Annotated in this window: 25 protein-coding genes and 1 riboswitch; of the genes, 16 read left to right on the forward strand and 9 right to left on the reverse strand. The window is 65.0% G+C overall.

All coding sequences use genetic code 11. The features are described from left to right. Nucleotide 1: 1 nt before the first annotated feature. From JHD67_RS03650 to JHD67_RS03670, 5 genes are all read right to left on the reverse strand, one after another. Nucleotides 2-736, reverse strand: coding sequence for an ABC transporter permease subunit (locus JHD67_RS03650; RefSeq protein WP_199097403.1), 735 nt, complete (start codon nucleotides 734-736; stop codon nucleotides 2-4). Beyond that, the gene (locus tag JHD67_RS03655) at nucleotides 733-1,665 is read right to left on the reverse strand and encodes an ABC transporter ATP-binding protein (protein WP_199097405.1); all 933 of its coding nucleotides are present in this window, start codon (nucleotides 1,663-1,665) and stop codon (nucleotides 733-735) included. Before JHD67_RS03655 ends, JHD67_RS03650 begins: the two co-directional genes overlap by 4 nt. A gap of 171 nt (nucleotides 1,666-1,836) precedes the next feature. After that, on the reverse strand, nucleotides 1,837-3,186 hold the full coding sequence (locus JHD67_RS03660) for a polyketide cyclase (protein WP_199097407.1): 1,350 nt from the start codon (nucleotides 3,184-3,186) through the stop codon (nucleotides 1,837-1,839). Between the two features lie 225 nt (nucleotides 3,187-3,411). Next, nucleotides 3,412-4,053 (reverse strand): response regulator transcription factor, encoded by a 642-nt coding sequence (locus tag JHD67_RS03665; RefSeq protein WP_199097409.1) that lies wholly within the window; start codon nucleotides 4,051-4,053, stop codon nucleotides 3,412-3,414. 135 nt (nucleotides 4,054-4,188) lie between these two features. Continuing rightward, nucleotides 4,189-5,418 carry a sensor histidine kinase gene (locus tag JHD67_RS03670; protein ID WP_199097411.1) on the reverse strand — a complete coding sequence of 410 codons (1,230 nt, stop codon included), beginning with the start codon at nucleotides 5,416-5,418 and terminating at the stop codon, nucleotides 4,189-4,191. A 211-nt stretch (nucleotides 5,419-5,629) separates the two neighbouring features. Here JHD67_RS03670 and JHD67_RS03675 point away from each other — a divergent pair, with 211 nt between their 5' ends. The 5 genes from JHD67_RS03675 (at nucleotide 5,630) to JHD67_RS03695 (ending at nucleotide 8,736) form a co-directional block, all read left to right on the forward strand. Then, entirely contained in the window at nucleotides 5,630-6,250 is a 621-nt protein-coding gene (locus tag JHD67_RS03675; RefSeq protein ID WP_199097413.1) for a GNAT family N-acetyltransferase, read from the forward strand. After that, nucleotides 6,247-7,017: a septum site-determining protein MinC gene (gene minC / locus JHD67_RS03680; RefSeq protein ID WP_199097416.1), complete on the forward strand. Its 771-nt coding sequence runs from the start codon at nucleotides 6,247-6,249 to the stop codon at nucleotides 7,015-7,017. Before JHD67_RS03675 ends, minC begins: the two co-directional genes overlap by 4 nt. 43 nt (nucleotides 7,018-7,060) lie before the next feature. Next, a complete protein-coding gene (gene minD, locus JHD67_RS03685) occupies nucleotides 7,061-7,876 on the forward strand; it encodes a septum site-determining protein MinD (protein ID WP_199097418.1) in 816 nt (271 codons plus the stop codon). Nucleotides 7,877-7,881: 5 nt separating this feature from the next. After that, nucleotides 7,882-8,151: a cell division topological specificity factor MinE gene (minE, locus tag JHD67_RS03690; protein WP_199097420.1), complete on the forward strand. Its 270-nt coding sequence runs from the start codon at nucleotides 7,882-7,884 to the stop codon at nucleotides 8,149-8,151. 69 nt (nucleotides 8,152-8,220) lie between these two features. Next, a complete protein-coding gene (locus JHD67_RS03695; protein ID WP_199097422.1) occupies nucleotides 8,221-8,736 on the forward strand; it encodes a hypothetical protein in 516 nt (171 codons plus the stop codon). Nucleotides 8,737-8,844: 108 nt separating this feature from the next. Here the strand turns inward: JHD67_RS03695 and JHD67_RS03700 are convergent, their stop codons facing one another. Further along, on the reverse strand, nucleotides 8,845-10,113 hold the full coding sequence (locus tag JHD67_RS03700; RefSeq protein WP_199097424.1) for a multidrug effflux MFS transporter: 1,269 nt from the start codon (nucleotides 10,111-10,113) through the stop codon (nucleotides 8,845-8,847). An 88-nt stretch (nucleotides 10,114-10,201) separates the two neighbouring features. Next, nucleotides 10,202-10,301, forward strand: a riboswitch (Fluoride riboswitch). 68 nt (nucleotides 10,302-10,369) lie between these two features. Here JHD67_RS03700 and crcB point away from each other — a divergent pair. The 11 genes from crcB (at nucleotide 10,370) to JHD67_RS03755 (ending at nucleotide 20,114) form a co-directional block, all read left to right on the forward strand. Next, entirely contained in the window at nucleotides 10,370-10,756 is a 387-nt protein-coding gene (gene crcB / locus JHD67_RS03705; protein ID WP_199097426.1) for a fluoride efflux transporter CrcB, read from the forward strand. A 10-nt stretch (nucleotides 10,757-10,766) separates the two neighbouring features. Further along, entirely contained in the window at nucleotides 10,767-11,117 is a 351-nt protein-coding gene (locus JHD67_RS03710; RefSeq protein WP_199097428.1) for a DUF190 domain-containing protein, read from the forward strand. A 56-nt stretch (nucleotides 11,118-11,173) separates the two neighbouring features. Beyond that, nucleotides 11,174-12,292, forward strand: coding sequence for a cyclopropane fatty acyl phospholipid synthase (gene cfa, locus JHD67_RS03715; protein ID WP_199097430.1), 1,119 nt, complete (start codon nucleotides 11,174-11,176; stop codon nucleotides 12,290-12,292). A 133-nt stretch (nucleotides 12,293-12,425) separates the two neighbouring features. After that, nucleotides 12,426-13,301: a TraB/GumN family protein gene (locus JHD67_RS03720; protein WP_343214294.1), complete on the forward strand. Its 876-nt coding sequence runs from the start codon at nucleotides 12,426-12,428 to the stop codon at nucleotides 13,299-13,301. Nucleotides 13,302-13,406: 105 nt separating this feature from the next. After that, nucleotides 13,407-15,644 carry a DNA topoisomerase IV subunit A gene (parC, locus tag JHD67_RS03725; RefSeq protein ID WP_199097434.1) on the forward strand — a complete coding sequence of 746 codons (2,238 nt, stop codon included), beginning with the start codon at nucleotides 13,407-13,409 and terminating at the stop codon, nucleotides 15,642-15,644. Between the two features lie 97 nt (nucleotides 15,645-15,741). After that, nucleotides 15,742-16,242 (forward strand): hypothetical protein, encoded by a 501-nt coding sequence (locus JHD67_RS03730; RefSeq protein ID WP_199097436.1) that lies wholly within the window; start codon nucleotides 15,742-15,744, stop codon nucleotides 16,240-16,242. 304 nt (nucleotides 16,243-16,546) lie between these two features. After that, on the forward strand, nucleotides 16,547-17,386 hold the full coding sequence (locus tag JHD67_RS03735; RefSeq protein WP_199097438.1) for an alpha/beta fold hydrolase: 840 nt from the start codon (nucleotides 16,547-16,549) through the stop codon (nucleotides 17,384-17,386). A gap of 9 nt (nucleotides 17,387-17,395) precedes the next feature. After that, on the forward strand, nucleotides 17,396-17,761 hold the full coding sequence (locus tag JHD67_RS03740; protein WP_199097440.1) for an EamA family transporter: 366 nt from the start codon (nucleotides 17,396-17,398) through the stop codon (nucleotides 17,759-17,761). Nucleotides 17,762-17,771: 10 nt separating this feature from the next. Then, the gene (locus tag JHD67_RS03745; protein WP_199097442.1) at nucleotides 17,772-18,209 is read left to right on the forward strand and encodes an EamA family transporter; all 438 of its coding nucleotides are present in this window, start codon (nucleotides 17,772-17,774) and stop codon (nucleotides 18,207-18,209) included. Nucleotide 18,210: 1 nt separating this feature from the next. Further along, entirely contained in the window at nucleotides 18,211-19,434 is a 1,224-nt protein-coding gene (locus JHD67_RS03750) for a DegT/DnrJ/EryC1/StrS family aminotransferase (protein WP_199097444.1), read from the forward strand. A gap of 119 nt (nucleotides 19,435-19,553) precedes the next feature. Then, complete coding sequence (locus JHD67_RS03755) at nucleotides 19,554-20,114, forward strand: hypothetical protein (RefSeq protein WP_199097446.1); 561 nt, start codon at nucleotides 19,554-19,556, stop codon at nucleotides 20,112-20,114. 17 nt (nucleotides 20,115-20,131) lie between these two features. Here the strand turns inward: JHD67_RS03755 and JHD67_RS22595 are convergent, their stop codons facing one another. From JHD67_RS22595 to JHD67_RS03770, 3 genes are read right to left on the reverse strand one after another with little or no spacing between them, the layout of a single operon-like run. Then, on the reverse strand, nucleotides 20,132-21,001 hold the full coding sequence (locus tag JHD67_RS22595; RefSeq protein ID WP_199097448.1) for a CPBP family intramembrane glutamic endopeptidase: 870 nt from the start codon (nucleotides 20,999-21,001) through the stop codon (nucleotides 20,132-20,134). Between the two features lie 23 nt (nucleotides 21,002-21,024). Continuing rightward, nucleotides 21,025-21,900 carry a hypothetical protein gene (locus JHD67_RS03765; RefSeq protein WP_199097450.1) on the reverse strand — a complete coding sequence of 292 codons (876 nt, stop codon included), beginning with the start codon at nucleotides 21,898-21,900 and terminating at the stop codon, nucleotides 21,025-21,027. Beyond that, on the reverse strand, nucleotides 21,887-22,945 hold the full coding sequence (locus JHD67_RS03770; RefSeq protein ID WP_199097452.1) for a GNAT family N-acetyltransferase: 1,059 nt from the start codon (nucleotides 22,943-22,945) through the stop codon (nucleotides 21,887-21,889). Before JHD67_RS03770 ends, JHD67_RS03765 begins: the two co-directional genes overlap by 14 nt. Nucleotides 22,946-23,027 lie beyond the last annotated feature (82 nt).

Genomic DNA, 23,027 nt, shown 5'->3' on the forward strand with positions numbered 1-23,027 from the left:
TTCAGGGCGTCCGCTTCAGGTCGAGCACCAGCACACCGGCCGTGAGCCACGCCGCCATGCTGAGCAGGAAATACAGCACGTCGCGCAGATCCAGCACGCCGCGCGAAATGGCCTCAAAGTGTCGCAACATGCTTAGATGCGCGATGCCGTTGACCATGCGGCGCGGCAAGGTGCCCTGGAAAAACTCCATCACCTGCGGCTGCCCTGCCAGGATCAGCAGGAAGCACACCACCAGGGTCAGCACAAAGGCCACCACCTGGCTCTGCGTCACCGCCGACAGACAGGCGCCAATGGCGAGAAAGGCACCGGCCATCAGCCAGCTGCCGAGATAGCCCGCCAGGATCACGCCGTTGTCGGGTGAACCGAGGTAGTTCACCGTAATCCAGATCGGAAACGTCAGCAGCAAAGCCAGCCCAATGAAGAGCCACGCTGCCAGAAACTTGCCGAGCATGGCCTGCGCCAGACTCAACGGCAGGCTCAGCAGCAGCTCCAGGGTGCCGCCCTTGGCTTCTTCCGACCACATGCGCATGGATACCGCCGGCACCAATACGAGGTAGAGCCAGGGATGCATGGCGAAGAACGGCTGCAGGTCGGCCTGGCCACGCTCGTAGAAATCGCCGGCATAGAAGGTCAGGATGCCGGCCAGCACCAGAAAGATCACCAGGAAAACGTAAGCCACTGGCGTCACGAAATAGCTGCGCAGCTCACGCCGCGCCACCGCTGCCACCGGGCTCATGCACTGCTCCCCGCGCCCGTGGTGATATGGCGGAACACCTCGTCCAGACGACCGCGCTCCAGTTGGATCTCCGACACCTCCAGCCCTTGCTGACGCAACAGGGTTTCCACTGGCTCCAGGATGCGCTCGCCCGCGCGGGGAAACACCGTGATGCGCCCATCCAGCGGATCCACTTCGATGGATGCCACCTGCGGCAGACGGCCCAGCATTTCCTGCGAGACGCCACTGCCGGGCGCACTGAACGACACCGCGCCGTGGTAGCGCGAGCGCGCTTCCAACTCCGCCGGCGTGGCATCGGCCAGCAGCTTGCCATTGGCGATGATCACCACGCGGTTGCACAAGGCATGCACCTCTTCCAGCAGGTGCGTGGAAATAAGGATGGTGCGCTCGCGCGCCATCGCGTCGATCAGCTGGCGCACGGTGTGCTTCTGGTTGGGGTCCAGGCCATCGGTAGGCTCGTCCAGCATCAGTACCTGCGGGTTGTGCACGATCGCCTGCGCCAGGCCGACGCGGCGACGCAGGCCCTTGGATAAGGTATCGATGCACTGATCCAGCACGCCCTCCAGTTGCAGGCCGCTCACCACGCGATCAAAGCGGTTGTAAGCCGCGTCGCGCTGGAGGCCGCGCATGCGCATGATGAAGGTGAGGAACTCGCGCACGGTCAGCTCGCCATAGCTGGGCGCGCCCTCCGGCAGGTAACCCAGCGCACGCTTGGCCTTGAGCGGCTCTTTGCGCACGTCATAGCCGCACACACGCGCGGTGCCCGCGCTGGGCTCCAGAAAGCCCGCGATCATGCGCATGGCCGTGGTTTTGCCGGCGCCGTTGGGGCCCAGCAGTCCAAGCACCTGCCCGGGCTCGGCCCGGATGCTGAGGGAATCCACCGCGGTCAACGCGCCATAGCGTCGGGTGAGCTGTTCGGTTTCGATCATGTCCGGTCAAGGCAAGGGGCCGTGTCGCCATCAACGCGCGGCCCGGGGTTTAGCGATGGTCGACCCGCAATGTAACCGAAAAGTTCGTCCGGGCCGGGAAGCTGTGCGAACGCCCAACAAAAAGGCCCTCCACCAGGGAGGGCCTTTTCGAGGTCTTGTGAGAGACCGGTATTACTGCGCGGCGCTGGAAGCAGCAGCCGGAGCGGCGGCGGAACCCGAGGAAGCCGGCGCCTGATCAGCGCTGTCGTCGAGCGACGGCGGCTTGATGCCCGCTTCCTGTTCCGGCGTCTTGTCCGGAGCATTGCTCAGCGGCAGGTAGACGTCGAACTCGGCGTACTGCTTCACTTCGTCGCCCTGCTTCACTTCCGGCTTGGCTTCGATGTCATAGAAGCGGTTCACCACTTCGTCGTACTTGTAGCCGTGCGTCTGGGAATAAGCCTTCATCAGATCACGGGTCTGCGGCACGCCAGCGGCGGTACCGTTCCACACGGCCTTGAGGGCCGGGCCACCAAAGGCGAGGAACGCACGCACATCCTTGTCGACGATCAGGCGGCCGAAGCGGTCATGACCACCCGGGGCACTGGCGTCGGCGTTGCTGTCCGAAGCGGCGGCGGCGGTGCTGGCCTCTGCTGCGTTCAGGTCCGGGGACTTGGCTGCGGTCAGCTCCACCGTCTGGCCACCGACATTCAGGCTGGTCGCGCTGATGGGCAGGGCCACGTCGAAGGTGTAGGTCTGGTCGCCGTAGTTGGTGGTGTAGATGATGCGCGGACCGGTAACGGTCACGCCCAGCTTCTTGGCAGCGGCCTGGATCTCGTTGACGGCCTTGTCGGTCGCGTCATTGAGCGCCTCTAGGCCACCCTTGCGCTCGATCGAGCTCGACACCATCAGCACCGGGGTCGGCTGGGTCTGCTCGATGGTTGGCACCAGCTTGGTGTAGTCGACGTTCTGCACCGAGGCCAACACGTTCTGCAGGTTGTTCAGGGTGAACTGGATGAAGGCATCCGGGTCGCCGTGAATGTACAGGTTCGAGTAGCGGTTGATCAGGTTCATGCCGTAGTCGACGTCATACGACCAGGTGACCTTGGTCAGCTGACCGCGGCTACCCTGACGCTCGAGATCCAGCGTGAAATGCTTGTCGTTACCGCGCCAGCTGTTGTCCAGGTTCCAGACGATGCTGGCCTTCTTGGCGGTCGAGTCGACCTTGTCGAAGCTCGGATCGGCCGAAGCGATGGTGAGCTTGCCATTACCGACCTTGTCGTCCTGGCTGGTCCAGCTCAACTCGGCGCCCGGGCCATAGGCCTTGCCCGAGAAATCAAACTTGATGTTGCGGTCGTACTCGCGCTGCACGGAATACTCCGGGAAGCGGCGGAAGTTGTTCAGCACGTCATAGACCTGACGCATGTCCTTGCCGACGACCAACGACCGGTCCACATGGCCGCTGCCGGGCATAACAAAGCCCACCACCACCGCCACGACAGCGACGATAATCAGGGCAACAATAAATTCTAGAACACGCATCATTCCAGGGATCTCCGCACGTCTCTCTGTACACGGCACTAAGACAGTCGCCGGAGACCCTTACGCCACGGGAGATTCCCGAAGAATCGCGTCGTGAGAGGGGTCGGCCAGCGCCGAAGCCACCGATGGTACTTGCTCGCGCGCCTGAACGCCATCCGGCCGTAAAGGTGGCCCGACGAGGCCCTTCCAGACGCCCACGAATGGCGTCCGGCAAGGCCTGGCGGGGGATCAGACGATCCCCAGCTCCAGCGCCTTGAGCACCGCCCGGGTGCGATCGCGGACGCCCAGCTTGGAAAGGATGTTGGAGACATGGTTCTTGACCGTGCCTTCGGCCACTTTCAGGGAGTTGGCGATCTCCTTGTTGCTGTAGCCGCCCGACAGCAGGCGCAGGATCTCGGTCTCGCGCTCGGTCAGCGGATCCGGCTGCTCCAGGCTGGTGAACTGGTTCTGCATGCGCCCCACCCCGGCCAGCAGGCGCTGGGTGACCATCGGAGCCACCAGCGACCCGCCGGCAGCCACGGTACGAACTGCCTCCACCAACTGCTCCAGCGAGACATCCTTGAGCAGGTAGCCGCGGGCGCCGGCCTTCAGGCCCTGCAGTACCAGCTGATCGTCGTCGAAGGTGGTGAGGATGATGGTTGGCGGCAGCTCGTTGCGCGCCGACAGCGCCTGCAGCACTTCGAGGCCGCTCATGCTGGGCATGCGCAGGTCCAGCAACACCACGTCGGGCTTGACCCGGGGAATGTCCTGCACGGCCTGGGTGCCATCGGCACACTCGGCCACTACACGGATGTCCTCCGCCAAGTCCAACAGGGAACGGACACCCTGGCGAACCAGGTTCTGGTCGTCGACAAGACAGACGGAAATCATCGCGGATCCTCGAAGCGGTTGTGGCCTGCGTGCAATGCCCGCGGCCAACGGGGAAGAACGATGCGACTATCTAGGAGCCTCACGGGGACTCCAAGCAGCGCATTTTGCCACGTCCCATCGATCAGACGGGAATTCTTACAGCATGCCCAGCGCCGGCGGCTCGAACCGTGACGGCGTGTGCGCCAGCTCTTGCACCTCCCCCAGCGGCAAGCGCACGGTGAGCGCAAATCCCTGGCTGATGGCCGGGTCCACCATGACGCTACCCTCGAACTCGGAGAGACGCTCGCGCATGCCCGACAAGCCATTGCCCGGGCGGAAGTTGGCCACCCCCCGGCCATCGTCCCGCGCGGACAGCTCAAGAAGGTTGGCATTGATGTAGTCAAAGCGCAGCCACAGGTTGCGCGCGCCGGCATGGCGGGCTGTGTTGGTAATGATCTCCTGGGCGCAGCGCAGCAGCACCTGGGCGCGGCGCGGATCTTCCACGCTGAAGCGCGGCGGGGTTTCCACATGCACCCTCAGCCCCGGCACACCTTCGATCAGGCTGCGCAGCGCCTGCGTCAGGTCGATGGCGTCGTCCTGCCGCAACTCGCTCACCACCTCGCGTACGTCCGACAGCAGATGCTTGGCGGTCACCTGGGCCTTGTGTACATGCTCGGCTGCCTGCGGGTTGACCAGGTGGCTGGCCACTTCCAGGTTCAGGCTGAGCGCCGTCAGGTGATGGCCGACCAGATCGTGCAGGTCCCGTGCAATACGCATGCGCTCGGCGATACGGGTGGACTCGGCCAGCAGCGCCCGGGTGGCGCGCAGCTCGGAATTGAGCCGGCGCTGCACCTCGCGCTCTTCCGCCTGCAGGCTGGCGATCATCGAGATGAAGAACACCAGCGCGGAAATGCCCAGATACATACACACCTGAAGAAACGCCGTGACGATGGTCCAGCCCATGTAGCTGGCGATGATCGGGATCAGCATCAGGTTCTGCAGCAGCATCCACAGCAGCCCCGCCCCTACCGGCAACTGCCAGGGCAACACCACCGCGATCACCAGCATCAGCATGGCGGACAGGCCGCTTTGGCTGAACCAGCCCATGGCCACCGCCGAACCGGTAAGCACGACCAGGCCGAGCAGTTGGCCGATGGAGGGGAACCCGGTCTGTCGCGTCATGCCTGAGCGGCGCGTCAGCAGCAGGTAGGTCACGCCGAAGATCAGGTACGAGAGGATCCACCCCGAGATATTGGGGTTGCTCCACCACGCATTGACCTGCGCCAGTCCGCCGGGGCCCGAAAGCAACGGCAGCGCGACACACAGGTACGTGAACAGACCGGCGTAGCGAATGAGCCGGATGTGATTGATGTTGGACCAGGCCATACGCGCATCATTAGCTAGTCCCCAGCGTGGTGCAATGCGCGAGAAGTCACTCCCCCACCCCTGCCAAAAGCCATGGACGCTGGCGCTTTACAAAGGTTTTACATGGTGCGCCGTGATATGTGCGGCCGGCGGACGCATGTCATAATGCCGCCCGTCACGCGGGGCCGAACCACCGGTCTTGTCCTCGAATCACAATACTGCGGAGCAACGAATGGCCCTTGCCATCCGCGACGTGCGCGAGCACGACCTGGATGCCGTACTGGCGCTCAACAATGCCGCCGGCCGCACCATCCTCGCCTTGGACGCTGCGCAGCTGCGTTACTTCTACGACCACGCGGATTACTTCCGGGTGGCCGAGATCGACGGACACCTCGCCGGGTTTCTGATCGCTTTGCGCCACGGCGGCAGTTACGACAGCCCGAACTACGTGTGGTTCAGCGAACACTATCCGGAGTTCGTCTATATCGACCGCATCGTCATCGCCAACGCCTACCGTCGCCACGGCCTGGGTCGCATTTTCTATTGCGATGTGACCAGCTATGCCGAAGTGCGGGTGCCCCTGCTCACCTGCGAGGTGTTCCTGGAGCCTCGCGACGACGTGGTGGTGCTGTTCCACGGCACCTACGGTTTCCAAGAGGTGGGGCAACAGCGCATGGGCAGCGAGGGTCCACAGGTCAGCCTGCTGGCCAAGGATTTGCCGAGCTACGCCTACGTGCGCGAAACCTATCTCGATCACGATGGCTTGCCCGACCAGCCCTGGCTGGCGGAGCGCCCTCGCCCTTTTCACCCTGATGCCAGCCCCCGTCATCAAGCCGGAGAGCTGCGCCCGTGAATGCCCGAATGGACACCCAAGACGCTTGCGACCTGCGCTTCGGCCAGGTGGGCATTGCCAACGTACGCATCCGCCGCGTTGACGCGGCCGCGCTCTGCGAGGAGCTGGAGCGCCGCGTGCGCGCCGCCCCGCAGCTGTTTTCCCGCGCCGCCGTGGTGCTGGACCTGAGCCACCTGCTCGACCTGCCCGACGATGGCACCGTCGATGCCCTGCTGGAGGCGGTACGCAGTGCCGGCATGCTGCCCGTGGGCCTGGCCTATGGCACCAGCGATGTCGAGGCGCTGTCGCGCCGCATGGGCTTGCCGCTGATCGCCAAGTTCCGCGCGGCCTATGAACCGGCCGATGGCGGCAGCATCGCCCCGCCGGCACCTGCCCCCGCATCGGAACCGCCACGCCGCGCCGAACCCGCGCGCACGGAGCCCGCCGCCAGCGCGCCCACGCTCGGCGCGCAGCACTTCGACGGCACGGTGCGCTCGGGCCAACAGGTCTATGCGCGCGATCGCGACCTGGTGGTTACCGGCGCCATCGCCAACGGCGCCGAAGTGATCGCCGACGGCAGCATTCACATCTACGGCAACCTGCGTGGCCGCGCCATGGCTGGCGCACAGGGCGATGAGAAGGCTCGCATCTATATTTCCGACTTCCGCGCGGAACTGGTGGCCATTGCCGGCCACTACCGCGTGTTCGAACAAATTCCGAAAGACCTGGAAGGCCAGTCTGTGCAATGCTGGCTCGACGGTGAAAAACTGCTGATCGCCAAGCTTTGACGATCAACCATTACTACTACAAAGAATCATGCGGAGATGAGCCTTGACTGCTGAGATTATCGTTGTCACCTCGGGCAAGGGCGGCGTCGGCAAGACCACTACCAGCGCTTCACTGGCCACTGGCCTGGCCATCGCCGGCAAGAAGGTTGCAGTGATCGACTTCGACGTCGGACTGCGTAATCTGGATTTGATCATGGGCTGCGAGCGGCGCGTGGTGTACGACTTCGTCAACGTCGTGCACGGTGAAGCCACGCTCAAGCAGGCCCTTATCAAGGACAAGCGCTACGAGAACCTCTACGTACTGGCCGCCAGCCAGACGCGTGACAAGGACGCGCTCACCCAAGAGGGCGTGGAAAAAGTGCTCGAGGAACTCGGCAAGGAAGGCTTCGACTTCGTCGTGTGCGACTCCCCTGCCGGCATCGAAAAGGGCGCCCATCTGGCGATGTACTTCGCCGATCACGCCGTGGTCGTGGTGAACCCGGAAGTCTCCTCGGTGCGCGACTCGGACCGCATCCTGGGCCTGCTCGCCAGCAAAACCCGCCGCGCGGAGCGCGGTGACGGCGCCATCAAGCAGCACCTGCTGCTCACCCGCTACAACCCGGCACGCGTTGCCGTGGGCGAGATGCTCAGCGTCAAGGACGTCGAGGAGATCCTCGGCATCAACGTGGTGGGCGTGATCCCCGAGTCGGAGAACGTGCTGGCTGCGTCCAACGCTGGCGTGCCGGTCATCCTCGATGACAACTCGTTCGCCGGCCAGGCGTACAGCGACACGGTCGCCCGCATTCTCGGCGAGGAACGTGCCCTGCGCTTCCTCGAAGTGCCCAAGAAGGGCTTCTTCCAGCGCGTATTCGGAGGCTGATCGCGATGGGTATTCTTGATTTCCTGAAGCGCAAGCCGGAACCCACCGCTGCGGTCGCCAAGGAGCGTCTTCGCATCATCGTGGCTCAGGAGCGCTCCACTCGCGGCGCCCCCGACTACCTGCCGTTGCTGCGCAACGAGCTGCTCGAAGTGATCAAGAAATACGTCCACGTCGACCTCGAAGCCATCAACATCAACGTCGAGCGCGACAGCGGACACGAAATCCTCGAGCTTTCCGTAGCACTGCCCGACCACGCCGAGGCCAAGCCCGGCTGATCTCCGTGGCGCGGGCCCTCCGCGCCCCGTCTTTACGTCGCCGCCGGCTGGCGGCGACTCTTCTGGCCTATGTTGCACGACACTCACCGCGTCCCCGACGAAACCAGCGTCATGCGCCTGGCCACACTGGGCTTTGACGCGCCCACCGCCCTGCTAGGCCGCTACGGCCTGCAGTTGGAGCGCGTGGCGCCCGACCAAGCCATTCCCGGCAGTTATTGGGGCGAGAGCGAGGCCGGCATCATCGGCACCACCGTGTATGCACGCGATGACACACCGGTGCACTCCCTGCTGCACGAGGCCGGCCACCTGATCGTGTTGCCGCCTGAACGGCGCGCCGAAGTCCACACTGACGCCACCGACTCGATCGACGAAGAAGACGCCACCTGCTACCTGCAAATCGTGCTGGCCGACCTGCTGCCTGGCGTAGGTCGTGCGCGCCTGCAGGCGGACATGGACGCGTGGGGCTACTCGTTCCGGCTGGGTTCGGCACGCGCGTGGTTCGAGGAGGATGCAGCCAATGCACGCGAATGGCTGCAGCAACAAGGGCTTTTGGACACGCAAGGGTTACCGCTGTTTCCCCATTGAGGGCGCTTGCTCGTCCCTATGGAGACGGCACATCGGGCGCGTCGCCCTGCCCAAGTATCCGATGCCCATCAGCCACCTCACCCCGCGCTCCATCGGCGCGAGCACGGCTCAATGCGGCTCCGCGATCTCTTCCTGCAGCGCCGCATCCGCGACATCGTCCCCCGGCAACATCGCCGGCGGCCGGCGCAGCAACCGACGGTACCAGTGCCAGGAAAGGCCACCGATCACCGTGAGCACGGTGGCACCCAGCGCCAGATACAGCATGTGACCAGACAACAGCGGCGACATCACGCCCGCCACGAATGCGCATAACAACAAGCTGGAGAACGCCTGTACCGACGACGCCCCGCCGCGCCGATGCGGAAAGCGGTCCAGCAGCAGCAAGGTCAACGTGGGAAAGGCCAGCTGCACGCCAATGCCATGCAGCACCAGTGGCAGCATGGACCAGGGCAGCACGGGCTCACGCGTCACCAGCGCCGCCATCACGTGCAGCGCGCAGGCAAGCAACATCGCCGTATAACCCGCAGTCACGGTAAAGGCGACGCTGCGTCGATTCGCCATGCGTCCGGAAAACCACGCGCCCACCAACAAGCCAAGCACTACCGGCAGGAACAGCCACGGAAAGCCCTGCGCCGACAGGTGCAGCAGTTCGCGAACGATGCGCGGAGCGGAGGAGATATACAGGAAGAGGCCGGCAAAATTCACCGAGCAGGAAATCAGCAGCGGCCAGAACAGGCGGTCCTGCCCGAAGCTCACATAGCCGCGCACCAGGTTGCCCGGATGAAACGGCACGCGCGCCGCGGGCGGGTGCGTCTCCTCCAGGAACCGCATAAGCGCCAACGCCAGGAACAGAGTGAAGCCCATCAGCACCCAGAAGATGCCGTGCCAGCCATTGAGGAACAGCAACTGCGCACCGACGATAGGTGCGATCACCGGGGCCACGCTGAAGATCATCATCACCCGCGACATCATCTGTTGCGCCGCCGCCCCTTCCAGACTGTCGCGCACGATCGCGCGCCCCACCACCAGGCCGGCGCCCGCACAGGCGCCCTGCAGGGAACGGCATGCCAGCAACATCGGATAGGAGGTCGCCATCGCCGCCCCCGCCGAAGCCAGCGCATAGACCAGGATGCCGGTGACGATGACCGGCTTGCGTCCGATCGCATCGGAAATCGCACCATGGAACAGGCTCATCGCCGCATAGGTGATCAGGTACACGCTGATCATCTGCTGCAGTTGGATGCTGTCCACGCCAAAGCGCTCGCCAATCAGCGGGAACGCGGGGAACACCGCATCGATCGAGAACGGGCCGATCATGGACAGGCCCGCCAGCAGCCACGGCAGGCTGCGCCGAACGGGGCGCGAGGTTGAACTCATGGCAATGACACGGCGGCGAGGAAAGCCGAGTATAGCGGCCACCGCCCTGGGCCCGAGCCATGACGATTGGCCAGTCATCCGCTAGCATGCGACCCAAGGAGATGGCATGCCTCCCGCTCCGCCACGGCCGTGCGCCCGCACGGTCAGGCCGGACGAACCACCTTCGGGTTGATGATGCCTGCACCACCGGAGCTTCCGGGGCGCAGGCGTGTGCCTGTTTCCGGGAAGTCCACTGACTTTTGAGGAGACCGACATCGTGGGCTTTACTGGATTTATCGCGGTCGGCGTGGGCGGCGCACTGGGCTGTTGGCTGCGCTGGACCCTCGGCGTACTGTTCAACCCCCTGTTTCCGACCGTGCCCCTGGGCACGTTGGCCGCCAACCTGATGGGCGGCCTGTTGATGGGCGTGGTGCTGGGCGTGTTCGATCACTTCCAGACCCTTCCGCCTGAGCTGCGACTGTTCGCGGCCACGGGCTTCCTCGGTGGCCTTACCACGTTCTCCACCTTTTCCGCGGAATCGACCACGCTGCTGCTGCGCCAGCAGTACCTGTGGTTCGGCGGGCATCTGGCCCTGCACCTGGTGGGCTCGATCGCCATGACCGTCTCGGGCATCGCCCTGACCCGCGTCGTATTGCGCAGCTAGGAGAGTCGCCATGAACCTCCCGAACGTTAGACAAGGCGTGCAGCTAGCACTCTATTGCCACACACGGGCGCGGCATGATGGCGTGCTGACGTACGAATGGCTGCTGGAAATGGCCAAGAAGCAAGGCATCGGCGGCGGCTCGGCGTTTCGCGCCATCTGCGGCTACGGCCGGCACGGCGTGCTGCGCGAGGAGCAGTTCTTCGAACTCGCCGACGACCTGGCGATGAAGGTGGAGTTTCTGCTGACCGAGTCGCAAGCACAGACGCTGCTGGAGGCTGTCCGCGCGAGCGGTGTCGACGCGGTGTATGCAATCGCTCCCGCAAGCTTCGGTGCCCTGGGCAAACCCGCGACGCCGCCCTAGGACCAGCGTCGCCAGCCTGGGTTGTCCGCTTCATTTCCACGCGAAACGAGGATCGCATGAGTCAGGATTCGCTGAAAGGGCGCGCCGTCACCCTGCTCGAACATGCAGGCATCCAGCTCGACGGCCCCTCGCCTACCGACATGCACGTGCACGACGATCGCCTCTATGCGCGTGTATTTGCGCACGGCTCGCTCGGACTGGGCGAGAGTTATATGGACGGCTGGTGGGACGCGGAAGACCTGCCCGGCATGTTTACCCTGCTGCTGCGCTCGCGCCTGGACAACGAGCTGAAAACGCTCGATACGCTGCTCGCTCACCTCAAGGCGCGCTTCATCAATCTGCAGCGCGGCGAGAACGCCTTTGAGATCGGCAAGGCCCACTACGACCTTGGCAATGACCTGTTCCAGGCCATGCTGGGCAAGCGTCTGGTGTATTCCTGCGGCTATTGGGCCGAAGCGGACAACCTCGACGACGCCCAGGTGGCCAAGCTCGACCTGATCTGCCGCAAGCTCCAGCTCAAACCGGGCCAGCGTGTGCTCGACATCGGCTGCGGCTGGGGCGAGGCACTCAAGTACGCCACGGAAACCTATGGCGTGGAAGGGGTGGGCATTACCGTATCGCAGGAGCAGGCTGAGTTTTCCCGAGCGTTGTGCCACGGCTTGCCGGTGGAAATACGCTTGATGGATTACCGCGAACTCGACGAGCCCTTCGATGCGATCTTCTCCATCGGCATGTTCGAGCATGTCGGCGCGCTCAACTACCGCACGTATTTCGAAGTAGCGCGCCGGTGCTTGCGCGAGGATGGCCTGTTCCTGCTGCACACCATCGGCAGCAACGGCGCGCCCAGCCGGCCCGATCCGTGGATCGAGAAATACATTTTCCCCAACTCGATGATCCCCGCCGCCGCGCAGGTCGCCGCCGCGCTGCAGGACCTGTTCGTGGTGGAAGACTGGCACAACTTCGGCACCGACTACGACCGCACGCTCACCGCATGGCGCGCCAATATCGATGCGGCGTGGCCACAACTGCGCGAGCGTTACGATGAACGCTTTCGCCGCATGTGGTGCTTCTATTTGGCCGTGTCCACTGCCGTATTCCGCAGCCGGCGCGATCAGTTGTGGCAGCTCACGCTGAGCCCGCACGGCGTGCCGGGCGGCCTTCGCGTACCGCGATGAGCGCATACGCCATCTCAACGACGGCCTTGCGTCGATGTACGATGTCCAGCATTGCCGGGAGGAATCGCCGCATAGCGCGCACCCTCGCCCACCCGCCGTTTGCCGCCTGTCTCGGCGCCCCCCAGGAGTCGTAGTGAAACTGCTTTCCCGCATTGGCGTCGCCCTCGCCCTCAGCCTGCTGCTGGTCAACGCGGCGATCGCCCAGCCCGGCTTGTGGGTTGCCCGGAAAGGCCAGTCCACCGTGTACCTGTTCGGCACCGTGCACCTGCTGCCCTCCGATGCCCATTGGCGCTCGCCGGCGCTGGACAAAGCCCTGGACGAAAGCGACCGGTTGAGCATCGAGATCGTCGACGACGACAGCGCCGCGATGCAGAGCCTGGTGATGCAACACGGCCTGGATCTCAATCACCCGCTGTCCGGCAAGCTCGATGGCGCCGACCAACGCCGTCTGCAGGAGGCGGCTGTCACGGCCAAGCTGCCCGGCGGCGCGGCCTCCCTGCAGCCGATGCGCCCTTGGCTGGCCGCACTCACGCTGACCATGGCGCCCCTGGTGGAGGCCGGCATGGACCCCAACCTGGGTGTGGACAAGCAGCTCAAGACGCGCATGCAGCAGGCCGGCAAGGCAGTGGATGGACTGGAAACCAGCGAGCAGCAGATCCGCATGCTGGCCGACCTGCCCGAGGCGATGCAGCTGGATTTCCTGCGCCAGTCCTTCAAGGAAGTGGCCGACGGCCCCGCCAAGCTGCGGGAGCTGGTCGACGCCTGGCGCGACGGCGACGTCTCAGCCATTGCACGACTGGAGGACGAAGAGCTGCGCGAGGAAAGTCCGACGCTGTACCAACGCCTGATCGTCCAGCGCAACCAGGCCTGGGCGAAGGTCATTGCCGAGCGCCTGCAGCAGCCGGGCGTCAGCTTCGTCGCGGTGGGCGCCGGCCACCTCGCCGGACCGGACAGTGTGCAGGAGCAACTACGCCAACTGGGCATCGAAACCACGCGCCTGTCGAACTGAGCACCCGGGCGGCACAGGCGCCTGCCCCTCGCCCCCGCTCCCCCCTTTCTGGCACCATCCCCCGGTTAAGCGCGCGCCCCGCGCGCATGCCATCGACGTAACCGCATGAATCTGCAAGCCAATTTCGAACAGATCCCGCTCAAGGAATACGCTGAGCGGGCTTATCTCGATTATTCGATGTACGTAGTGCTGGACCGCGCCCTGCCTTTCGTGGGCGACGGCCTCAAGCCGGTGCAGCGGCGCATCGTGTACGCCATGAGCGAGCTGGGCCTGGCCGCCAGCGCCAAACCCAAGAAGTCCGCGCGCACCATCGGTGACGTGATCGGCAAATTCCATCCGCATGGCGACACCTCGTGCTACGAGGCGATGGTGCTGATGGCGCAGCCGTTCTCGTACCGCTATCCGCTGGTCGATGGCCAGGGCAACTTCGGTTCGCCGGACGACCCCAAGAGCTTCGCCGCGATGCGCTACACCGAATCGCGCCTCAGCCCCATCGCCGAAGCGCTGCTGGGCGAACTGGGCCAGGGCACCGTGGATTGGGTGCCCAACTTCGACGGCACGCTGGATGAGCCCAGCTGGCTGCCCGCGCGTGTGCCGCATGTGCTGCTTAACGGCTCCATGGGCATTGCCGTGGGCATGGCCACCGACATTCCGCCGCACAACCTGCGCGAAGTGGTAAGCGCCTGTATCCGCCTGCTGGACGATCCGGACGCCACCGTCGCCGACCTGTGCGAGCACATCCAGGGTCCGGACTACCCGACCGAAGCGGAAATCATCACGCCGCGCAATGAACTGCTGGCGATGTACAAGAACGGCGTCGGCTCGGTACGTGCCCGCGCCGTGTACCACATGGACGAAAACAACATCGTCATCACGGCGCTGCCGCACCAGGTCAGCCCCTCCAAGATCCTGGAGCAGATTGCCGCGCAGATGCGCGCCAAGAAGCTGCCGATGGTGGAAGACCTGCGCGACGAGTCCGATCACGAGAATCCGATCCGCCTGGTGGTGGTGCCGCGCTCCAACCGCGTGGACGCCGCCGAGGTGATGCAGCACCTTTTCGCCACCACGGACCTGGAAAAGAGCTTTCGCGTCAACCTCAACATGATCGGCCTGGATGGCCGTCCGCAGGTGAAGGACCTCAAGCGCATCCTCGGCGAGTGGCTGCAGTTCCGCACCGATACGGTGACGCGTCGACTGAGCCATCGCCTGGCCAAGGTCGAGCGTCGTCTGCACCTGCTGGAAGGCTTGCGCATCGCCTATCTCAACCTGGATGAAGTCATTCACATCATCCGCACCGAGGAAGAGCCCAAGCCGGTGCTGATGGCGCGCTTTGGCCTCAGCGAGGAGCAGACCGACTACATCCTCGAAACCCGCTTGCGCCAGTTGGCCCGCCTGGAAGAGATGAAGATCAATGGCGAGCGCGACCAGTTGGAAGAGGAGCGCGCGCGCATCAACGTACTGCTGAAATCGCCGGCCAAGCTCAAGGGCCTGATCAAGGAAGAGCTGCGCGCCGACGCCGCCAAGTACGGCGACGAACGCCGCTCGCCGCTGGTACAGCGCGATGCCGCGCAGGCACTGGACGAAAGCGCACTGGTGGCCAGCGAACCGGTCACCGTGGTGCTCAGTGAGAAAGGCTGGATCCGTGCCGCCAAGGGTCACGACGTGGATGCCGAAGGTCTCTCTTACCGCGACGGCGACAGCCTGCTCGCGGCGGTGAAGGCACGCACCACGCAGCAGATCGCCATCATCGACTCCACCGGCCGCAGCTACTCCACGCCAGCACACACGCTGCCGTCCGCGCGAGGCAATGGCGACCCGCTCACGGGCCGCTTCAGTCCGCCGTCGGGCGCCAGCTTCGATGCACTGGTGGCCGGCGATAACGACACCCGTATCATTCTCGCCACCGACCACGGCTACGGCTTTGTGACCCGCTTCGAGGCGCTCACCGGCCGCAACAAGGCTGGCAAGCAGATCCTCACCATGGGCGATGGCGCCAAGGTGCTGGCACCGCAGATCAGCGCCGACCCGGCACGTGACCGCATCGTGGTGGTCACTTCCGAAGGTCATTTGCTGATGTTCTCGGTGGCCGAGCTGCCGGAGCTGGACAAGGGCAAGGGCAACAAGCTGATCGACGTGCCCAAGGCCAAGCTCACCTCCGGCGTGAAGGTCGTCGGCGTTGCCGTGGTCGCCGAGGGCAAGGGCGAAGTGACGCTCTACGCCGGCCAGCGCAAGCTCACGCTGAAGTGGTCCAACCTGGTCGAATACGGCGGCAATCGCGCGACCCGCGGCGGCCTGCTGCCGCAGGGCCTGCGTCGCGTGGAGCGCATCGAGACCACGGGCTGAAGCGGGGAACTTCCCCGCTTCACCCGCCATCCAATGGGACGTGTGCACACCGGCGACGGTGGCGCGTTATTACCCGCACGTCCCCGGAGCTTTCCCCATGAACATCGCTCGCCACGCCGTCTTCCTCGCCGTCGCCCTGGTGGCGACGACCGCCTGGGCACAGAGCGCCGATCAGCCGCTGAACCTGAAGCTGCCGGCCGGCGTCGCCCCGGCCTCAAGCAGCACCGCCGCCACGCCAAACGCCCAGGACAACAAGGGAAAGCCCGTCGCCGACGCGCCCAAGGCCCAGGCCGGCCCCGCCGCCACGGCTCCCGGCTACAGCAAGGACCCGCCGGGCACCTACTACGGCGATACCACCGGCGCGACCGATAAAGACCAGGGTGTCGCAGGCGCCCCCGCCGTGACATGCGACGACGCCACCTATAACCAGCCCCAGGTACACGGCAGCGTGGGCATGGGCGTGATGTCGGGCAGCCATGTCAGCGGCAGCTACACCGGCGGCGCCGTCACCGTGAGCCAGGCCTTCGGCAGCTGCTCGCATCCCACCGGTGGCATGAGCATCTCCGTCAGTGGCACCCAGGGGCATTTCGGCCACTGAGCCTCCGCGCCGGCCAGCTGATCGGCACCCCGCCTTTCGGCGCGAACGTCATCCCGGCCGGGGCCTGAATGACCGCGGGCCAGGTGCTCCCAAGGGCCCGGATAGCCTTTCAAATACCGCGCTTGTATCGCCCTGGAGTGGCGATCGTCTTCGAACAGGGGCCAAACGCCCCAGTCGTCGCAGCCCCGGGTCGAAAGTTCTTGGAAAGGCACAGACGGCAGACTGGCTGCATGGTCAACTGTCCTATTTCCATGCGCCAGCCGTGCTGCGCCGCGTCCCCGTCCCGCCGCATCGGAGCGTCCCTGTGATTCAGAACGTCGAATTCCGCCTGGAGGGCGGCCGCAGCGGTGTGCTGCTCATTCACGGCCTGACCGGTACGCCCACCGAAATGCGTCTGCTGGGCAAGGGTCTGCATCGGGCCGGCTACAGCGTGTACGGCATGCAACTGGCCGGCCACTGCGGCGATGCCGATGACCTGCTGAAAACCGGTTGGCGCGATTGGTACGCCAGCGTGGAAGCAGCCGCCGAGCAGTTCCGCCACGAGGTGGATCACCTGTTCGTGGCCGGCTTGTCCATGGGCGCCGTGCTGGCGCTCAAGCTGGCCGCCGAGCGTCCGGAATGGGTCAAGGGCGTGGGCGTGTACGGCGCCACCTTCCGCTATGACGGCTGGGCGATTCCGTGGTTCGGCAAGTTCTCCTTCCTGCTGCCGCTGCTGCACAAGCTGGGCATCGGCAAGCACCGCATGGTGCACGAAGGCGAACCGTACGGCATTCGCGACGAACGCCTGCGCGCGCAGATCAGTGCAGCCATGCTGGGCGGCGACAGCGCCGCAGCCGGCCTGCCGGGCAACCCGTGGCCGTCGCTGGCGGAGATGTACAACATGGCGGCGGTGGTGAAACGTGAGCTGCCCAAGGTGACCGCGCCCTGCCTGATCGCCCACGCGACCGAAGACGACATCGCCAGCATCGAGAATGCCTACCTGGTGCAGCGCTCGGTGTCCGGCCCGGTGGAAACGCTATGGCTGGAAGACAGCTATCACATGATCACGGTGGATCGTGAGCGTCGCCTGCTGACCGATCGATCGGCCGAATTCTTCCGCCAGATCGCCGCCACCTACGAACCCGCCGCGCGCGCTGCTGCCTGAGGCCGCCGCGTGACTCCGCTGGTTGTAGTGCTGTGGCTACTTAACGTCACCCTCGACACCGTCGGCCAGCTGTCCTTCAAGGCAGCGGCCGGCGATCCGGAAGCCGGCGACGGCATGGCGCGTTGGAAATACATGCTGGCGCGCCCGTGGATCTGGGTGGGCGTGGTGTCCTACGTGGCCGAGTTCCTGGTGTGGATCGCCTTCCTGTCGCTGGTCGACTTGTCCGAAGGCGTATTGCTGGGCTCGATAAATATCGTGGTGGTGATGATCGCCGGCCGCATCCTGTTCCGTGAGCGGCTGACCCCGTTGCGCGTCACCGGCATCCTGCTGGTCACCGCGGGCGTCGCCATCGTGGGCGTGGCGGGCGGAGGCTGAGAGACCGTTTATGAAGCACGCCCGTTTCTATGCCATTGGCTTCACCATCCTGGTGCTGTTCGACACCCTGGTGCAGCTCAGCTTCAAATACGCCGGCGACCACGCCTTTCCGCCCGAAGCGAACTGGGCCTGGATCGTGCGCGTGTTCGGTCACCCTTGGATCTACGTCGCGGTGATTGGCTACGTCGGCAACTTCTTCACCTGGATGACCCTGCTCAAGCATGCGCCAATCGGCCCGGCGTTTGCGGTCACCCACCTGGAAGTGGTCAGCGTGATGCTGTTCTCCGCGTGGCTGTTCAACGAACCGCTGACCTGGCCGCGCGTACTGGGCGCCACCGTCATCGTGGCCGGCATCATCTGCCTCGCCTTCGCCGAGACCGGCGCGCATCCCGAGCACGACGCACCGACCGAAGCGAAGGGCGCGCTGGGCGTCGCCGCGGGCGACTGACATGTCCCGCGAGCTGCCGCCCACCGCCGGACTGCCGCTTCGCCTGACTGACCTGCGCCCCGGTCGCGCGCCGTTCGCGGCGCAGGTAGCCGCATGGCTGGGTGTCGAGTCGTTGCAATTGGAGTGTTCCGGCACCGCGGCCATGGTGGTCGCGCTGCGCGCCATGCACCGACTGCGACCACAACGCGATGAAGTCATCGTGCCGGCCTGGACCTGCCCACTGGTGGCATGGGCCATTCATCGCGCCGGACTTCGTTTGCGTCTGTGCGACCTCGCGCCCAATCACTACGACATGGATCGCGAACAACTTGCCGCGCTTGGCGGGGAACGCACGCTCGCCATTGTGCCCACGCACCTGGCCGGCCGCGTGGCGGACGTGTCTGCCGCCATCGATGTCGGCCGCCACGTCGGCGCGTATGTACTGGAAGACGCCGCACAGGCGCTGGGTGCGCAGCACGAAGGCCGCAGCCTGGGCCTGGCGGGGGATGCCGGCTTTTTCAGCCTCGCGGTTGGCAAGGGGCTCACCCTGTTCGAAGGCGGCCTGCTGCTGACCCGCGATGTCGCGCTGCGCGAGGCGTTCCAGGTAAGCCACCGGGACACGATCCAGCGCAGCCGAGGCATGGATTGGCAGCGCGCGCTGGAATTGATCGGCTACGCGCTGGTGTATCGACCGTCGCTGCTATCGCTCGCCTATGGTCGGCCGCTACGCAAGGCCTTGGCCGAGAACGATCCGGTCGCGGCAGTCGGCGACGACTTCGGTCCGGATATTCCGCTGCACACCGTAACGCACTGGCGGCAGGCTGTTGGCTCGCGCGCCTTGCAGCGCCTGCCCGCCTTCCTCGACGTCACGCGCCAACAGGCCCTGCGCCGCGTAGCGCACCTGCGCGAACTGCCCGGCGTTACCGTGTTCGACGATGCGCCGGGCCAGCGGGGCGTATGGCCGTTCCTGCTGCTCACCTTGCCGAGCGAAGCTGCCCGTGACGCCACGCTGGAAAAACTATGGACGGCCGGCCTCGGCGTGAGCCGCCTGTTCATCCATGCCCTGCCCGATTACGGCTATCTGCGCGATATCGTGACGGACTCGCCGCTACCACGGGCACGTGATTTCGCTGCACGCTCGCTCACCATCACCAACAGCCCATGGCTGGACGATGCGACGTTCGCATCCATCGTCAACACCCTGCGCCAGACGCTGGAGCAACGCCACACATCGCCGCAGCGATAGTCGAAGCGTTATCGGACTATTCTGGCCATGGGCGCCATGGCAGGTCGCCATAATCTATCGGTGTCTCGCCGAGACGTCGCCACTTGCTTGCCTCACTCGCCCTCCGGGATGCCCCCCCAATGACCGCCGACCTGACGATATACCCCACCCTCCCGCTGGTGGAGGAGATCCTGGAGACCTGGCGCGAGCGGATCGGCGCTGATTACGAGGGATACAAGAATCATGTGTACCGCATGCTGCACGGCTGCTTCGCCCTGCATCCCTGCACCAAGCAGGACCGCGTCAAACTCATGATCGCCGCCTGTCATCACGACATCGGCCTGTGGTCGGACCACACCGTGGATTACCTGCCCCCCTCCATGCGCGAGGCGTCCCTTTATCTCCGCGCGCATCAACACGAGGCATGGGAGGAGGAGATCACCTTGCTGATCGACCTTCACCACAAGCTTCGGGCGATAGACGGCGAACAGGCCGCGCGCTACCCCTTGCTGGAGGTGTTTCGCCGCGCCGACCTGGCCGACTTTTCGCTCGGCCTGCTCCTGGGTGGCATACCTCGCCCATTCATGCAGCAGCTGAAGCGGCAGTTTCCGAATGCGGGATTCCACAAGATGCTGATGAAGGCCGCAGGTGGATGGTTTGCACGCCACCCCTTGTCGCCGCCGCCTTTCATGAAGTGGTAAGCCCGTCACCGGGCGCGCTAGGGATGCTCGGTGGTTTTGGGTGTCGCCAGCAACAACAGCGCTCCCACCGCAAGCCCCAGGCAGGGGCTCACCAACGACAGACCGTGCCCGGATGGCACCGCTATGCCCATCATGGTGGTGGCGTTCATGGATGCATGCATGAACACGCATAACATGATGCTGCGCGTGCGGCTGTACAACCAGCCAAGCAACAGCGCGTTGCCGATGACGCCGAGCAGGAACGGCGGAAAGGCGGCGTGGTACTGCGCCACGCCAGGCAGCAGGAACAACGGCAGATGCCATATGGCCCACAGCGGACCGATCAGCAACGCTGCCCGCCCCGGCCCGACCAGGCGGCCCCATTCTTCTTGCAAGACGCCACGCCAGCCAAACTCCTCCAGCCCGCCACCGACAATCGTCATGGCGAACAAGGACGCAAAGAGATACCAAGGCCGGATCGCGATCAAGGCCAGCACCGCCGGACGCAAAGCCACCGCGATGCCGAGCGCGACGTAGCCCAGCAGCACCGGCAATCCCAGCGCCAGCGCATACCAGCGCAAGGCCACGCGCCAGCGCAAGGCCACGCGCCAGCGCAACAACCGCGCGTGGAACTCACGCAGCGGCGCCTGCTCACGCGTCATCCACACGGCCACGTACGCCGCCAGGGTGGGCCCAAGGCCGCCCACCACATACAGCGTCATGAAGGGCCATTGCCCATAGGTGGTGCGTTGCGCATGCGCCAACGCCGCCAACGCACCCCACGCACCCCAGGTAATGGCAAAAGCGACCAGCAGAAACCACAGTGCACGGCGGCCAGTGGGCACGTGCTCGGCCATGTCGAACATGTCGCCTCCCGCACTCGCCGGAATGAGCCGGCGCTCGGTCACGTGTCGATGGTTGCTAGCCGCCCTTACACGCTGCTTTCGGCGATGGCGGCCAGCAAGCGGGTGTTGAACGCGCGCTGCTGGGCTTGCCAGGCGTCCAATTCGCTTTGCGGAATCGGCTCCTGCCCATCCATGCCGCTGAGCAGGCGCTTCCACCAGGTGCGGTAGGTATATGCCGAGACTTCGCCATTGATGTCGCTGGCGACGATGCTCCCACGCAACGCCCCGATGATGGCCATGGCGTGCGACCCGCCCAACCGCCCCTGATCCCAATTGGTGCGTGCCGTCTCGACGCTGAAGGCGTCCTTGTCGATCGACAGGTAGGTGGGCTGCGGCGCCTGGCGCAACTGCTGCACAAAGGCTTCGGTGAGCGCATCCGGATCGTCAAAGCGACGGAACGCGTCGGCGAGCCCCAGGCGCGCCGCCCAGTCCACGTTCACATCCATGCACCAGTAGCTGAGCTTGCCGGCCTGCAGCGGGCGGAGATAGTTCTCCCACGCGTGCTTGGCGCCGATATCGCCCGAGGTGATGCCCACCACATGCACGTGCGTTACGTACGGCAACATCGCCACCCGCCGCACCCACGAACCGCAATGGATGCCCCATGGAAAGCGCATGTTGTCCGGATGATTGTCGAACACCACCAGTTGGAACGGCCCGCGCGAGCGCTGGCGCTCCACCAGCGGCCAGGTGAGGTGGTGGTAATCGCCCGAGCCCATCAACACCGTGCCGTACTGCGCGGGTAGCCGCTTATCCAGGTAGTCACGCAAGCGGTTGAAGGTGCGCACGGTGCAGCCGAAGCGGATCGCTTCCTGCCAGTCCGTCAGGGCCAGCGTCGTCGCCCCGGGAATATCACCGACCGAGTCGTCGAAATTCAGGATGAGAGGTTCACGCCTTGTCATGCGTTGCCCATTGGCTGTCGCTTTCGAAGAATTTGCCCAACCGGCGGGCCAGCATCCGCAATACGGGATTACGCAGATAAATGGCGTGCCGGGTGAGGGTAAAGTGTGCGCCCAGGTACGACTTGATCTCCGGGTCCGTCCAACCGGCCACGTAGTGGGTCAAACCCTGCTCGCGAGCATAGGCCAGGTTGTGGAACCAGCTGGTGAAGTACAGGTTCTGCTCGCGCGCCTGCGGGTAGGCAAAGCCGACATATTTGTCGATCAGCTTGCCGTCCACCACAAAGCACAGGTTCCAACCGATCATCTGACCCTCGTGGCGATAAACAAACGCCACCCCTCCATGACTGCCATCGCGCAGCACTGCGGCGAAGAACGCACGACTGAGCTTGTCGAAATGGATCTCGCTTTGCGCATACACGTTCTCGTAGAGCGCGTAATACGCATCGACCACGGCATCGTCGGCGAACGTGGGGTCGCCGCAGCGCACCGCCTCCACCACCACATCCTCACGCTTGCGCAGCTTGCGGCGGATGTCCTTGCGTCGCCCCGACGACAGGCGGCCCAGGTACTCGTCCTCGCTGGCGAAATCGATCGGCACATAGGCAAGCGCCTGACCTTCCAACAGCACGAAGCCCTGCACGGCGCAGGCGTCGGCGAACTGCCGGCACCATTCACTGGTGGCCGCATCGAACAACGGCGAGGACTGCGGAATATCCTTGATGATCATCAGCCGCGTGCGGCGGCCCAATACATCCCGCAGTGCTTTAGCCAGTGACGCCGGTTGCGCATCACCGGGAAACAGCGCGTATTCGGAGACCGTGGTGCCCACGAAGGTGGTGCGCCAGCGCAGCCAGCGCCCCCACCAGCCATACCCAGGCGCGCGGGTCACTTTCGCGCGCACAACGGCATCGGCGGTGGTAAGCAGGTCAAAAGGGGCCACGAAGGCCGGCGTACCGGCGGCCTCCATCACGCTGAAACCGATAGGTGGATGCTCGGCAAACTGGGCGATCAGCGCGTCCGGTTCGAGCTGGTTGAGATACCGCACGCGGTGCTTCCTGGGTGCACAAGACGCATAGGATACGACTGTGTCCTTCGCCCCGCACGGTCAGCTGCGGCTCATGTGCCCA

It is taken from the genome of Dyella sp. ASV21, assembly GCF_016428975.1.
Classification (GTDB): Bacteria; Pseudomonadota; Gammaproteobacteria; order Xanthomonadales; family Rhodanobacteraceae; genus Dyella.